This is a genomic window from Citrobacter werkmanii, assembly GCF_008693645.1.
Classification (GTDB): domain Bacteria; phylum Pseudomonadota; class Gammaproteobacteria; order Enterobacterales; family Enterobacteriaceae; genus Citrobacter; species Citrobacter werkmanii.
The window spans coordinates 3,304,535-3,317,699 of sequence record NZ_CP044101.1 but is presented as its reverse complement, the minus strand read 5'-3'; the positions used below and the strand labels follow the sequence as shown (position 1 = coordinate 3,317,699).

Here is a 13,165-nt window from a genome sequence, read left to right as displayed (position 1 = left end):
AGAATCAACATGAAATGGCTATGTTCTGTAGGTGTTGCGGTGAGTCTGGCAGTGCAACCCGCGCTGGCGGACACTCTGTTTGGTAACCATCCGCTGACGCCAGAAGCGCGGGATGCGTTTGTTACCGATTTACTCAAACAGATGACCGTGGATGAGAAAATTGGTCAATTACGCTTAATCAGCGTCGGGCCTGATAATCCGAAGGAAGCCATCCGCGAGATGATCAAAGACGGGCAGGTTGGGGCTATTTTTAACACCGTCACACGCCAGGATATCCGCAAAATGCAGGATCAGGTGATGGAACTCAGCCGCCTGAAAATTCCTCTCTTTTTTGCCTACGACGTATTGCACGGCCAGCGTACCGTGTTCCCGATAAGCCTCGGTCTGGCGTCCTCCTTTAATCTCGATGCGGTCAGAACCGTCGGTCGCGTTTCAGCGTATGAAGCCGCTGACGATGGCCTGAACATGACCTGGGCGCCGATGGTTGATGTCTCCCGCGATCCGCGCTGGGGCCGGGCATCGGAAGGGTTTGGCGAAGACACGTATTTGACCGCCACAATGGGTAAAACCATGGTGGAAGCGATGCAGGGGAAAAGCCCGGCCGATCGCTATTCGGTGATGACCAGCGTCAAGCACTTCGCTGCTTATGGTGCGGTAGAGGGCGGGAAAGAGTACAACACCGTCGATATGAGCCCGCAGCGTCTGTTTAACGACTACATGCCGCCGTACAAAGCCGGGCTGGATGCCGGTAGCGGCGCGGTGATGGTAGGACTTAATTCACTCAACGGTACGCCGGCGACGTCGGATGCATGGCTGCTGAAAGACGTGCTGCGCGATGAGTGGGGCTTTAAAGGCATCACCGTTTCCGATCACGGTGCGATTAAGGAACTGATTAAGCACGGCACGGCGTCCGATCCTGAGGATGCGGTACGCGTGGCTATCAAGTCCGGTATCAACATGAGTATGAGCGATGAGTATTACAGCAAATACCTGCCGGGGCTGATTAAATCAGGCAAAGTGACGATGGCGGAGCTTGACGACGCTGCGCGTCACGTGCTGAACGTGAAATATGATATGGGGCTGTTTAACGATCCGTACAGCCATCTGGGAGCCAAAGAGTCTGACCCGGTGGATACCAACGCCGAAAGCCGCCTGCACCGTAAAGAAGCGCGTGAAGTGGCGCGTGAAAGCCTGGTGCTGCTGAAAAACCGCCTCGACACGCTGCCGCTGAAAAAATCCGCCACCGTGGCGGTTGTCGGGCCACTGGCCGATAGCAAGCGTGATGTGATGGGCAGTTGGTCCGCAGCGGGTGTTGCCGATCAGTCGGTAACGGTGCTGACAGGGATTAAAAATGCCATTGGCGAGCAGGGTAAAGTGGTATACGCCAAAGGGGCGAATATCACCAACGATAAAGGCATTGTCGACTTCCTGAACCTGTATGAAGAGGCGGTGAAAGTTGACCCGCGCTCGCCGCAGGAGATGATTGATGAAGCCGTTAACGCTGCGAAACAGTCTGATGTGGTGGTTGCGGTGGTCGGTGAGGCACAGGGAATGGCGCATGAAGCCTCCAGCCGTACGGACATTACTATTCCGCAGAGCCAACGTGACCTGATTGCCGCGCTGAAAGCAACGGGCAAACCGCTGGTGCTGGTGCTGATGAACGGACGTCCGCTGGCGCTGGTTAAGGAAGATCAACAGGCTGATGCGATCCTCGAAACCTGGTTTGCCGGGACGGAAGGCGGTAACGCCATCGCCGATGTGTTGTTTGGCGATTACAACCCATCAGGCAAGCTGCCGATGTCTTTCCCACGCTCTGTCGGACAGATTCCGGTCTATTACAGCCATCTCAATACCGGTCGTCCGTATAACGCCGATAAGCCGAATAAGTACACCTCGCGTTATTTTGACGAGGCAAACGGTCCGTTGTATCCCTTTGGCTATGGCCTGAGCTACACCACCTTTACCGTTTCGGATGTGAAACTCTCTGCACCGACGATGAAACGTGACGGGACTGTGACGGCCAGCGTCCAGGTGACCAACACCGGCAAGCGCGAAGGTGCCACGGTGATTCAGATGTATTTGCAGGATGTGACCGCTTCAATGAGCCGTCCGGTAAAACAGCTGAAAGGCTTTGAGAAAGTGAATCTTAAACCGGGTGAAACGCAGACTGTCAGCTTCCCGATTGATATCGAAGCGCTGAAATTCTGGAACCAGCGTATGAAATACGATGCTGAACCGGGTAAATTTAACGTCTTTATCGGCGTGGATTCCGCCAGAGTGAAGCAGGGTGAATTTGAACTGCTGTAGTTGATGAAGAAAGCCACGCATCATGCCTGATGGCGCAATGCTTATCTGGTCTATGAAATAACGCTATCCGGCAAATTCACTTTGGGTTTGCCGGATTTTTTTATCGCCTTACTGCTAATTACTCTCAGTGTTACTACCCAATTGCCAGGTTAAGGCCTGATTTTTCGACTATGCTTTTTCCTCAAGTCTCTGAAAAGGGCCGCAAAAGGATGAGGAGCACAGCATGATAATCTCAAAGTTTGGGGTAGGGTCGTTGGCATTGTTAGCCGCGATAAGTATGCCCTTGCAGGCCGCGTCGCCCGTTACGGTTGGGTCAAAAATTGATACCAGGGGCGCTGCTCGGTAACATTATTTTGCAAGTGCTCGAAAGCCATGGTGTGAAAACCGTCAATAAAGTGCAACTGGGGACTACGCCAGTGGTGCGTGGCGCGATTACATCCGGCGAGCTGGATATCTACCCGGAATATACCGGCAATGGCGCCTTCTTCTTTAAAGATGAGAATGATCCGGCGTGGAAAAATGCGCAGGCTGGTTTCGACAAAGTGAAAAAGCTGGACGCAGAGAAAAATAAACTGGTCTGGCTAACGCCTGCGCCCGCCAACAATACCTGGACCATTGCGGTCCGCCAGGATGTCGCCGAAAAGAATAAACTGGTTTCGCTTGCAGACTTAGGGCGCTACCTGAAAGAGGGGGGCACCTTCAAACTGGCCGCCTCTGCGGAGTTTATCGAACGTGCGGACGCGCTGCCCGCGTTTGAAAAAGCCTATGATTTTAAACTGAATCAGAATCAGCTTTTATCACTGGCCGGGGGGGATACCGCCGTGACGATTAAAGCCGCAGCGCAGCAAACCTCCGGCGTCAATGCCGCGATGGCCTACGGCACCGATGGTCCGGTCGCCGCGCTGGGGCTGCAAACGTTAAGCGATCCGCAAGGCGTTCAGCCGATTTATGCGCCTGCGCCAGTGGTACGTGAGTCGGTACTCAAGGACTATCCGCAAATGGAAGAATGGCTGCAGCCTGTTTTTGCCAGTCTGGATGAAAAAACGCTCCAGCAGCTTAACGCCAGTATTGCCGTAGAGGGGCTGGATGCAAAAAAAGTTGCAGCAGATTATCTGAAGCAAAAAGGATGGGTTAAGTAACGGAATTTACGGCGGGTGGGTGTTTTGTCCAATATCTCGGTTAATCGGGTGCTGTTGCTGCTGGTTCTTCTTACCTTCGCAGCAGCTGCGCTTCCTTTCATTAGCTATGCTCCCAATCGCCTGGTTTCCGGCGAAGGTCGTCAACTCTGGGATATCAGGCCCGACATGGCGTGGGGACTGGCGGTGGCCTGTCTGCTACTGTTTCTTCTGTGCTTTGTGTCGGGCAAATCCGGCAATATATTGACGCTTGTTATCAGCCAGCTGTTGGTGATTGCGGCGCTGGTAACCGCAGGTACAACGGCAACGTATCTGGCGCAGACGGGCAGTACGTTGGCCAGAACCAGTCTTGGCTCCGGGTTCTGGCTGGGTCTCGGATTCATGCTGCTGGCTGCCAGTGACGCCATTCGGCGCATCACCCGTCAGATGTTGTGGCGATGGGTGCTGCATACGCAACTTTTTGTTATGCCGATAGTGTTATTACTGTCCGGCACGTTTAACGATCTTTCCCTGCTTAAAGAGTATGCCAACCGCCAGGATGTCTTTAACGACGCACTGGCGCAGCATCTGACTATTCTGTTTGGCACCGTGATACCCGCGCTATTCCTTGGTGTGCCGCTGGGCGTTTGGTGCTCTTTTTCTGACTCGCGTCAGGGACCCGTTTTCGCCGTACTGAACATTATCCAGACCATTCCCTCGGTGGCCTTGTTTGGCCTGTTGATTGCGCCGCTCGCTGGGCTGGTTAAGCATTTTCCCTGGTTAAGCTCACTCGGCGTTGCGGGAACCGGCCTGACACCCGCGCTTATTGCGTTGGTACTGTACGCGCTCTTACCGTTGGTACGTGGCGTGGTGGCTGGACTGAATCAGGTTCCACAGGATGTACTGGAAAGCGCCCGAGCGATGGGGATGAGCGCGCGTCAACGGTTTATCTCGGTGCAGTTGCCGCTGGCGCTGCCGGTCTTCTTGCGCAGTTTGCGGGTGGTGATGATCCAGACAGTAGGGATGGCGGTGATTGCCGCACTGATCGGTGCCGGGGGCTTTGGCGCGCTGGTCTTTCAGGGATTGCTCAGTAGCGCCGTTGATTTAGTGCTGCTGGGCGTGATCCCGGTAGTTGTGCTGGCAGTGTTGATTGATGCGCTGTTTGATTTAGGGCTAGCGCTGCTGAAGGGAACGAATAATGATTGAATTTAGTCATGTCAGTAAAACCTACGGTCAGCAAAAAGCCGTCGACGACCTTAATCTGCATTTGGCGGAGGGGAGCTTTTCGGTGCTGATTGGCACGTCGGGTTCCGGGAAATCCACCACACTGAAGATGATCAATCGACTGGTCGAGCATGACAGCGGGCAGATTCTTTTTGCGGGCGAGGAGATTCGCAGTCTGCCGGTACTGGAGTTAAGGCGGCGTATGGGGTACGCGATCCAGTCTATCGGTTTGTTCCCGCACTGGACCGTCGCGCAGAACATCGCCACCGTGCCGCAATTACAAAAGTGGTCGCGTTCGCGTATTGATGATCGCACAGATGAACTTATGGCGCTGTTGGGGCTGGAGGCGAGTTTGCGTCACCGTTATCCGCATCAGCTTTCCGGTGGGCAACAGCAGCGGGTCGGGGTTGCACGCGCGCTGGCGGCAGATCCGCAGGTGCTACTGATGGATGAGCCTTTTGGCGCGCTGGATCCCGTCACCCGCGGTGCGCTGCAGCAGGAGATGACCCGTATTCATCGTCTTCTGGGGCGTACCATTGTATTGGTGACGCATGATATCGACGAGGCGCTGAGGCTGGCGGAACATCTGGTCCTGATGGACGCGGGTAAGGTCGTGCAGCAAGGGACGCCGTTGTCGATGCTGACGGCGCCAGCGAACGATTTCGTACAAACGTTCTTTGGCCGCAGCGAACTGGGCGTACGGTTACTGTCGCTGCGTACAGTAGGTGATTTTATCCGTCGCGGCGAACATTCAGACGGTGAGCCGCTGGTGGCTGAAATGACGCTGCGTGATGCGCTGTCGATGTTTGTGGCGCGGGGATGCGATGTCCTGCCGGTTGTGACGCCGCAGGGCGTGTCCTGCGGTACGCTTCACTTTCGCGATCTGCTTTCGGAGATGCCGCCCCGTGAAACGTCTTGCTGATCCACTGCTGTGGCTGGTTGTCCTGTTCCTGATCCTGTTGGTCGGGTTGCCGCACAGTCAGGCCCTGTTTAGTTCGTTGTTTCCAGAGTTGCCGCGTCCCGTGTATCAGCAGGAAAGTTTTACGACGCTGGCGCTGAGTCATTTTGCGCTGGTGGGAATATCGAGTCTTATCGCTGTACTCATCGGCACCGGCGCCGGAATTGCGGTAACCCGGCCCTGGGGGGCAGAGTTCAGGCCGATGGTGGAAACTATCGCCGCCGTGGGGCAGACTTTTCCCCCGGTCGCGGTGCTGGCGATTGCCGTGCCGGTGATGGGATTTGGTCTTGAGCCGGCGGTTATCGCGCTGATCCTGTATGGCGTGTTACCGATCCTACAGGCAACCCTGGCGGGGCTGGGAGGCATCTCTGTCAGCGTGATGGATATCGCCAGCGGGATGGGGATGAGTCGCTGGCAGCGCCTGCGTAAAGTGGAGTTGCCGCTGGCGGCACCGGTTATTCTGGCGGGGATCCGCACATCGGTGATCATTAATATCGGCACCGCAACGATAGCCTCAACCGTCGGGGCGAATACGCTGGGCACGCCGATAATTATCGGACTTAGCGGATTCAATACCGCCTATGTGATTCAGGGGGCGTTGCTGGTCGCGTTGGCGGCAGTGATTGTCGATCGCGGATTTGAGCGATTAGCGAGCTACCTTACCCGGCACGTAAAATGAAGGTGTAGCCTGCCAGCATGACGCCGCCGATACCGCCGATAGCCATCAGCAGGAAGAGGGTTATTACACCGATTTTAGCTGCGCTCATTGTGCACTCCTTATGTGAATCTAAGGATTGTACACTTTTGTTAATAGAATATTAAATACCGAGTGGATAAATATCGTGACCTAACGCGCGCCATTCACTCAGCTGTTGCTGCTGAGCGGGCGTTTGGTTCTCGCCGCACCAGACAAGTAAGGTTCGACCTTCGAACATTTCCGGTCGTAGTTGGTTCAGTGAGTGGGCCAGAACGTCAACGCGCCATCCCTGCTGACTGGCAACCCAACCCTCCAGCCACAAACGGGTGGTATCGTGAATGTTCCAGCCGACAACCAGCGCATCTTTACCCTGTTTCTTGCGCGCTGAGGCCAGACAAATCGCGATATAGTTGATGAGGACGCCGTCGAGGATCCCGAGTAACGCCTGGAGGATCGGCTGCTGACATTGCAGACGGCGGCGTAACGGTGTGAACAAATGGGTGTTGAGCGTTTGTGCGGGATAATCCTGGCCACGCTCTTTGATCCACATTCTCAGACTATGCAAATTATTGCTTTGCAAATAGCTTAATAGCGTCTCTTGCTGTTCACGCCAGCCGTTATGCACATCAATGTTCTCATTGCTGAGCAACATTTTCACCTTACTGACCTGAACGCCGTTGTTTATCCAGCGTTTTATCTCTCGGATCCGGTCAATATCCGCGTCGTTAAACAGGCGATGACCGCCGTCTGTCCTCTGCGGTTTGAGTAATCCGTAACGCCTCTGCCACGCGCGTAAAGTGACAGGGTTGATATCACAAAGCAAAGCCACTTCACCGATTGTGTAAAGCGCCATCGTCGTCTCACTCTTGCTCGCGAGGTCCCAGTTTTACTTTAGACGCTCTTTTACGAACCAGGTAGTTTTGTCTGTTTTTTGATCAGTGAAGGGGTGAGTTTGTCGTCCTACTCGCGCTTTCGAGTGATCGTTCTCACAAATTCCTGTTTTTTTGCAACACTTCAAAGAAAGTTACGCGCAGCCCATGTATGTTACGCGCTTTTAAGTGATGTGTGGTTGGCGCGTATGTACGAGTTTAATCTGGTGTTGCTGCTGCTTCAGCAGATGTGCGTGTTTCTCGTTATCGCGTGGCTAATGAGCAAAACGCGTTTGTTTATCCCGCTGATGCAGGTCACTATCCGTCTCCCGCACAAACTGCTTTGCTATGTCACCTTTTCCATTTTCTGCATATTGGGCACCTATTTCGGGCTGCACATTGATGACTCTATTGCTAACACGCGTGCCATCGGTGCGGTGATGGGCGGGCTGCTTGGCGGTCCCGTAGTCGGTGGTTTAGTCGGTCTGACCGGTGGCTTACACCGTTATTCAATGGGCGGTATGACGGCGCTAAGCTGCATGATTTCGACCATTGTGGAAGGTTTACTCGGCGGGCTGGTGCACAGCGTGCTCACTCGTCGCGGTCGTACCGATAAAGTCTTCAGCCCGTTGACGGCGGGCGCGATTACCTTTGTGGCCGAACTGGTGCAGATGCTGATTATCTTGTTAATTGCTCGTCCGTTTGATGATGCGTTTCGGTTGGTCAGCAATATTGCCGCGCCGATGATGGTCACCAATACCGTGGGCGCAGCCCTGTTTATGCGTATATTGCTCGATAAACGGGCGATGTTTGAAAAATACACCTCCGCTTTTTCCGCTACTGCGCTCAAAGTTGCCGCCTCTACGGAAGGTATTTTGCGTCAGGGATTCAACGAGGTTAACAGCATGAAGGTGGCCCAGGTGCTGTACGAAGAGCTGGATATCGGCGCGGTGGCGATTACCGATCGTGAGAAGCTGCTGGCATTTACCGGCATTGGTGACGATCACCACCTGCCTGGTAAACCGATTTCGTCGTCGTACACTCTACGGGCAATAGAAACCGGAGAGGTGGTGTATGCCGACGGGAATGAAGTCCCTTACCGTTGTTCTTTGCATCCGCAATGCAAATTAGGCTCGACGCTGGTGATTCCGCTGCGGGGTGAAAATCAGCGGGTGATGGGGACCATCAAACTGTATGAGGCTAAAAACCGCCTCTTTAGCTCGATCAACCGCACGTTGGGGGAGGGGATCGCTCAGCTACTTTCGGCGCAAATACTGGCCGGACAGTACGAGCGGCAAAAAGCAATGCTTACGCAGTCAGAAATAAAACTCCTGCATGCCCAGGTGAATCCTCATTTTCTGTTCAATGCGCTCAACACCATCAAAGCCGTGATCCGCCGCGATAGCGAGCAGGCCAGTCAACTGGTGCAGTACCTGTCGACCTTCTTTCGCAAAAACTTAAAACGCCCGTCGGAGATTGTCACACTGGCCGATGAAATTGAGCACGTGAACGCCTATTTGCAAATTGAAAAGGCACGATTCCAGTCACGGCTACAGGTGACTTTAACGGTGCCTGATGAACTTTCGCATCAGCAATTACCGGCTTTTACCCTGCAGCCCATCGTGGAGAATGCCATTAAGCATGGTACCTCTCAGCTACTGGATACCGGAGAGGTGTCGATTACCGCCCGTCGCGAAGGACAGTATCTGATGCTGGATATTGAAGATAATGCCGGGCTGTATCAGCCAACGTCTGAGGCCAGCGGGTTGGGTATGAATCTGGTCGATAAGCGACTACGCGAGCGGTTTGGCGATGACTTTGGCATCAGCGTAGCGTGTGAACCTGACCGCTTTACCCGAATTACTTTACGACTTCCTCTGGAGGAACTGGCATGATCAAAGTGCTGATTGTCGATGACGAACCGTTAGCGCGGGAGAATCTGCGGATCCTGTTGCAGGAGCAAAGCGACATCGAGATTATCGGGGAGTGTTCGAATGCGGTGGAAGCCATCGGCGCGGTACATAAACTGCACCCGGATGTCCTGTTTCTCGATATTCAGATGCCGCGTATCAGCGGCCTGGAAATGGTCGGGATGCTTGATCCCGAACATCGTCCATACATTGTTTTCCTGACCGCGTTTGATGAGTATGCGGTCAAAGCCTTTGAAGAACACGCGTTTGATTATCTGCTCAAGCCGATTGAAGAAGCGCGGTTGGAAAAAACGCTGAGCCGTTTACGTCAGGAACGCACGAAGCAGGATGTATCGCTACTGCCCGAGCATCAGCAGCCGCTGAAGTTTATTCCGTGCAGCGGTCATAGCCGTATTTATTTGCTGCAAATGGATGATGTGGCGTTTATCAGCAGCCGTATGAGCGGCGTGTATGTCACCAGTAGCGATGGCAAAGAGGGGTTCACAGAGTTAACGCTCAGAACGCTGGAAAGCCGTACGCCACTCCTGCGCTGCCACCGCCAATATCTGGTGAATTTGGCGCAATTGCAGGAAATCCGACTGGAAGATAACGGCCAGGCCGAGCTGATTTTGCGTAACGGGCTGACCGTTCCGGTGAGTCGTCGTTATCTTAAAAGTCTAAAAGAGGCGATTGGACTGTAAAACTGATACACTGCGCGCCATTGCATCACCGACTGTTGAAGGCTCTATGCTAAGTAACGATATTCTTCGTAGCCTGCGCTACACCCTGAAAGCGAACAATAACGACATGGTGCGTATTCTTGCGCTTGCTGACATGGAATCCACCTCCGCGGGTTTTGATACCTGGATGACAAAAGAAGATGAAGACGGGTTTGTGCGTTGCCCGGATATCATTCTTTCCGGTTTTTTAAACGGTCTGATTTATCATCTGCGTGGGAAAGATGAATCAGCGCCGGAGCTGGCGCTTGAGCGTCGTGTTAATAACAATACGGTGCTGAAAAAGCTGCGTATCGCCTTTTCGCTGAAAACCGATGATATTCTGGCCATTATGACCGAGCAGAAATTTCGCGTGTCGATGCCGGAAATTACCGCCATGATGCGCGCGCCGGATCATAAAAACTATCGCGAATGCGGCGATCAGTTCCTGCGTTATTTCCTGCGCGGTTTGACCGCACGCGTACATAGCACGAAAGCATAACGAGAAAAACGGGCGACCACGATTAAAATCGGGTCGCCGACGGTTTACTTCACTTCTTTAAAACCCGCCGATTCCATTACCGTTTGCATTTGCTTCATGCTGATGTTTTTATCGGTATTCTCAGACAGCTTCATCCCGGAAATTGCCTGCAATGCTTTTACATCGACTTTTTCCATATCGATAGTGACGTTTTCCTGCGCATAGGTGTCTGAATAGGTGAGCTTTTCTTCTATGCCAGGGATGTTTTGATATTTAGCGCTTAAGGCGTCAAATACTTTTGCTGCTTCTTCTTTATTGCTGGCGCCGACCGACGCATAGCTGATTTTGCTTTCAGAGATTTGTTTCAGAACCTTATCGCCCTTATAGGTGTAAGAGACGGTAATATCCGAGCCGTTTAGGTTGGCATTAAATGTTTTTGTCTCTTCTTTATCACCACACCCCGTCAGGGAAAAAATGACAACCGACGCTACGGCAAGAGAAACTAATTTTTGAAACGCTGTCATGTAAAACTCCATTTCATGAATATCGGATGCAAAATAATAGAGCCTATGAATTTGATGGGCCCGTACGACCTTAATAGCAAAGCAGTATAGAATAAATCTAATCGCGATGGCTGAGCAGTCCGAAAATGGAGTGAAGTGACGCGTTTGAGATTAGGGGAATAGCTACTGCAAAAAAAAAGCGCTGCCATTGCAGCGCTTGATAGGTCTTACTTCACCTGTTGGCCTGGTTTTGCGCCTTCATCCGGACTTAACAGGAAGATATCTTTCCCGCCAGGACCCGCCGCCATCACCATACCTTCGGAAATACCGAAGCGCATTTTACGCGGAGCCAGGTTGGCTACCATAATGGTCTGACGTCCAATCAGAACCTGCGGATCCGGATAAGCAGAACGAATACCGGAGAAGACGTTACGCTTTTCGCCACCGAGATCCAGCGTCAGACGCAGCAGCTTGTCAGAACCGTCTACAAACTCAGCGTTTTCAATCAACGCTACGCGCAGGTCAACTTTGGCGAAATCGTCAAAGGTGATGGTTTCCTGAATCGGATCGTCCGCCAGCGGGCCGGTGACCGGTGCGGCTGCGGCTTTCACCTCTTCTTTAGACGCTTCAACCAGCGCTTCAACTTGTTTCATGTCGATGCGATTGTAGAGCGCTTTAAAGGTGTTGACCTTGTGGCCGAGCAGCGGTTGCTCGATAGCATCCCAGCTTAGTTCGCTGTTCAGGAAAGCTTCAACACGCTCAGCCAGCGTCGGCAGTACCGGTTTCAGGTAAGTCATCAGCACGCGGAACAGGTTGATGCCCATTGAGCAAATTGCTTGCAGGTCCGCGTCGCGACCTTCCTGTTTAGCCACAACCCACGGAGCCTGTTCGTCAACGTAGCGGTTTGCCACATCGGCCAGCGCCATGATCTCACGGATAGCTTTACCGAATTCACGGCTTTCCCACGCTTCGCCAATGACCGCAGCGGCATCGGTAAAGGTTTTATACAGTGCCGGATCGGCCAGTTCTGCCGCCAGCACGCCGTCAAAACGCTTGGCGATAAAACCAGCGTTACGGGAGGCCAGGTTAACCACCTTGTTGACGATATCGGCGTTAACGCGCTGGACAAAGTCTTCCAGGTTCAGGTCGATGTCATCAATACGTGAAGAGAGCTTCGCGGTGTAGTAGTAGCGCAGGCTGTCGGCGTCAAAGTGCTTCAGCCAGGTGCTGGCCTTAATAAAGGTGCCGCGAGATTTAGACATCTTCGCGCCGTTCACCGTCACATAACCGTGTACGAACAGGTTGGTCGGCTTACGGAAGTTGCTGCCTTCCAGCATGGCAGGCCAGAACAGGCTATGGAAGTAGACGATATCTTTACCGATGAAGTGATATAGCTCGGCGGTAGAGTCTTTCTTCCAGTATTCGTCAAAGCTAGTGGTGTCGCCGCGCTTATCGCACAGGTTTTTGAACGATCCCATATAGCCAATCGGCGCATCCAGCCAGACGTAGAAGTACTTGCCAGGCGCATTCGGGATTTCAAAACCGAAGTACGGTGAGTCGCGGGAAATATCCCACTGCTGCAGGCCGGCTTCAAACCATTCCTGCATTTTGTTGGCGACCTGCTCCTGCAACGCGCCGCTGCGCGTCCATGCCTGCAGCATTTCGCTGAATGACGGCAGGTCAAAGAAGAAGTGTTCTGAGTCACGCATCACCGGCGTTGCGCCGGAAACGACGGATTTCGGCTCGATAAGTTCGGTCGGGCTGTAGGTTGCGCCACAGACTTCACAGTTATCGCCGTACTGATCCGGAGACTTACATTTCGGACAGGTGCCTTTAACGAAACGGTCCGGCAGGAACATGCCTTTTTCCGGATCGTACAGCTGGGAGATAGTGCGGTTTTTAATAAAACCGTTCTCCTTCAGACGTGTGTAAATCAGCTCAGACAGCTCGCGGTTCTCTTCGCTATGCGTAGAGTGGTAGTTGTCGTAGCTGATGTCAAAACCTGCAAAATCAGTCTGATGCTCCTGACTCATTTCACCGATCATCTGCTCTGGCGTGATCCCAAGCTGCTGTGCTTTCAGCATGATTGGCGTACCGTGGGCGTCGTCCGCGCAGATGAAGTTTACCTGGTGGCCGCGCATTCGCTGGTAACGGACCCAGACATCAGCCTGGATGTGCTCCAGCATATGGCCGAGGTGGATAGAGCCGTTGGCGTACGGCAGCGCGCACGTTACCAGAATTTTCTTCGCGACTTGAGTCATAGTGGGCAATTACTTCTTTTGTAGTGAAAAGGGCTTTGATAGTACCAAAATGGTAATTACTGCGCCAAGCGATAAGGGCATTTATCCGTAAATGAATAATTGTTGCGGTTGGAGTAAACTACCT

At 53.1% G+C, this 13,165-nt stretch carries 11 protein-coding genes and 1 pseudogene; 8 read left to right on the top strand and 4 right to left on the bottom strand.

The window, feature by feature from the left end; all coding sequences use genetic code 11:
* Positions 1-9 precede the first annotated feature (9 nt).
* The 5 genes and pseudogenes from bglX to FOB24_RS16695 all read left to right on the top strand — a co-directional run bounded on the left by bglX (position 10) and on the right by FOB24_RS16695 (position 6,283).
* A complete protein-coding gene (gene bglX / locus FOB24_RS16715; protein WP_137347135.1) occupies positions 10-2,307 on the top strand; it encodes a beta-glucosidase BglX in 2,298 nt (765 codons plus the stop codon).
* 223 nt (positions 2,308-2,530) lie between these two features.
* Positions 2,531-3,446, top strand: a pseudogene (gene osmF, locus FOB24_RS16710) (glycine betaine ABC transporter substrate-binding protein OsmF).
* Positions 3,447-3,461: 15 nt separating this feature from the next.
* Positions 3,462-4,628: an ABC transporter permease gene (locus tag FOB24_RS16705; protein ID WP_317889573.1), complete on the top strand. Its 1,167-nt coding sequence runs from the start codon at positions 3,462-3,464 to the stop codon at positions 4,626-4,628.
* Positions 4,621-5,568, top strand: coding sequence for an ABC transporter ATP-binding protein (locus FOB24_RS16700; RefSeq protein ID WP_085047888.1), 948 nt, complete (start codon positions 4,621-4,623; stop codon positions 5,566-5,568). Before FOB24_RS16705 ends, FOB24_RS16700 begins: the two co-directional genes overlap by 8 nt.
* Positions 5,552-6,283 carry an ABC transporter permease gene (locus FOB24_RS16695; RefSeq protein WP_085047889.1) on the top strand — a complete coding sequence of 244 codons (732 nt, stop codon included), beginning with the start codon at positions 5,552-5,554 and terminating at the stop codon, positions 6,281-6,283. Before FOB24_RS16700 ends, FOB24_RS16695 begins: the two co-directional genes overlap by 17 nt.
* Here the strand turns inward: FOB24_RS16695 and FOB24_RS16690 are convergent.
* Both FOB24_RS16690 and mlrA read right to left on the bottom strand, forming a co-directional pair.
* The gene (locus tag FOB24_RS16690) at positions 6,264-6,371 is read right to left on the bottom strand and encodes a protein YohO (RefSeq protein ID WP_003027354.1); all 108 of its coding nucleotides are present in this window, start codon (positions 6,369-6,371) and stop codon (positions 6,264-6,266) included. The two genes, FOB24_RS16695 and FOB24_RS16690, sit on opposite strands and share 20 nt — an antisense overlap.
* Before the next feature lie 51 nt (positions 6,372-6,422).
* A complete protein-coding gene (mlrA, locus tag FOB24_RS16685; protein WP_042307362.1) occupies positions 6,423-7,154 on the bottom strand; it encodes an HTH-type transcriptional regulator MlrA in 732 nt (243 codons plus the stop codon).
* A gap of 225 nt (positions 7,155-7,379) precedes the next feature.
* Between mlrA and FOB24_RS16680 the strand changes: the two genes are divergently transcribed.
* Genes FOB24_RS16680 through FOB24_RS16670 form a run of 3 tightly spaced genes read left to right on the top strand, consistent with a single transcriptional unit; the run spans position 7,380 to position 10,298 of the window.
* The gene (locus FOB24_RS16680; RefSeq protein ID WP_150345204.1) at positions 7,380-9,065 is read left to right on the top strand and encodes a sensor histidine kinase; all 1,686 of its coding nucleotides are present in this window, start codon (positions 7,380-7,382) and stop codon (positions 9,063-9,065) included.
* Positions 9,062-9,781 (top strand): two-component system response regulator BtsR, encoded by a 720-nt coding sequence (btsR, locus tag FOB24_RS16675; protein ID WP_038641937.1) that lies wholly within the window; start codon positions 9,062-9,064, stop codon positions 9,779-9,781. Before FOB24_RS16680 ends, btsR begins: the two co-directional genes overlap by 4 nt.
* A gap of 46 nt (positions 9,782-9,827) precedes the next feature.
* Positions 9,828-10,298, top strand: a complete 471-nt coding sequence (locus FOB24_RS16670; protein WP_087856170.1) for a YehS family protein — start codon at positions 9,828-9,830, stop codon at positions 10,296-10,298.
* 44 nt (positions 10,299-10,342) lie between these two features.
* Here FOB24_RS16670 and FOB24_RS16665 read toward each other — a convergent pair whose 3' ends face one another.
* Positions 10,343-10,801 (bottom strand): YehR family lipoprotein, encoded by a 459-nt coding sequence (locus FOB24_RS16665; protein ID WP_038641935.1) that lies wholly within the window; start codon positions 10,799-10,801, stop codon positions 10,343-10,345.
* Positions 10,802-11,007: 206 nt separating this feature from the next.
* A complete protein-coding gene (gene metG / locus FOB24_RS16660) occupies positions 11,008-13,041 on the bottom strand; it encodes a methionine--tRNA ligase (RefSeq protein WP_150345203.1) in 2,034 nt (677 codons plus the stop codon).
* Between the last annotated feature and the right edge of the window lie 124 nt (positions 13,042-13,165).

Bases quoted from the DNA above. Each gene is read 5' to 3' on its own strand.
- btsR (WP_038641937.1), top strand. From the start codon at position 9,062: ATGATCAAAGTGCTGATTGTCGATGACGAACCGTTAGCGCGGGAGAAT.
- bglX (WP_137347135.1), top strand. From the start codon at position 10: ATGAAATGGCTATGTTCTGTAGGTGTTGCGGTGAGTCTGGCAGTGCAA.
- FOB24_RS16665 (WP_038641935.1), bottom strand. From the start codon at position 10,801: ATGACAGCGTTTCAAAAATTAGTTTCTCTTGCCGTAGCGTCGGTTGTC.
- metG (WP_150345203.1), bottom strand. From the start codon at position 13,041: ATGACTCAAGTCGCGAAGAAAATTCTGGTAACGTGCGCGCTGCCGTAC.
- FOB24_RS16680 (WP_150345204.1), top strand. From the start codon at position 7,380: ATGTACGAGTTTAATCTGGTGTTGCTGCTGCTTCAGCAGATGTGCGTG.
- FOB24_RS16690 (WP_003027354.1), bottom strand. From the start codon at position 6,371: ATGAGCGCAGCTAAAATCGGTGTAATAACCCTCTTCCTGCTGATGGCT.
- mlrA (WP_042307362.1), bottom strand. From the start codon at position 7,154: ATGGCGCTTTACACAATCGGTGAAGTGGCTTTGCTTTGTGATATCAAC.
- FOB24_RS16670 (WP_087856170.1), top strand. From the start codon at position 9,828: ATGCTAAGTAACGATATTCTTCGTAGCCTGCGCTACACCCTGAAAGCG.
- FOB24_RS16700 (WP_085047888.1), top strand. From the start codon at position 4,621: ATGATTGAATTTAGTCATGTCAGTAAAACCTACGGTCAGCAAAAAGCC.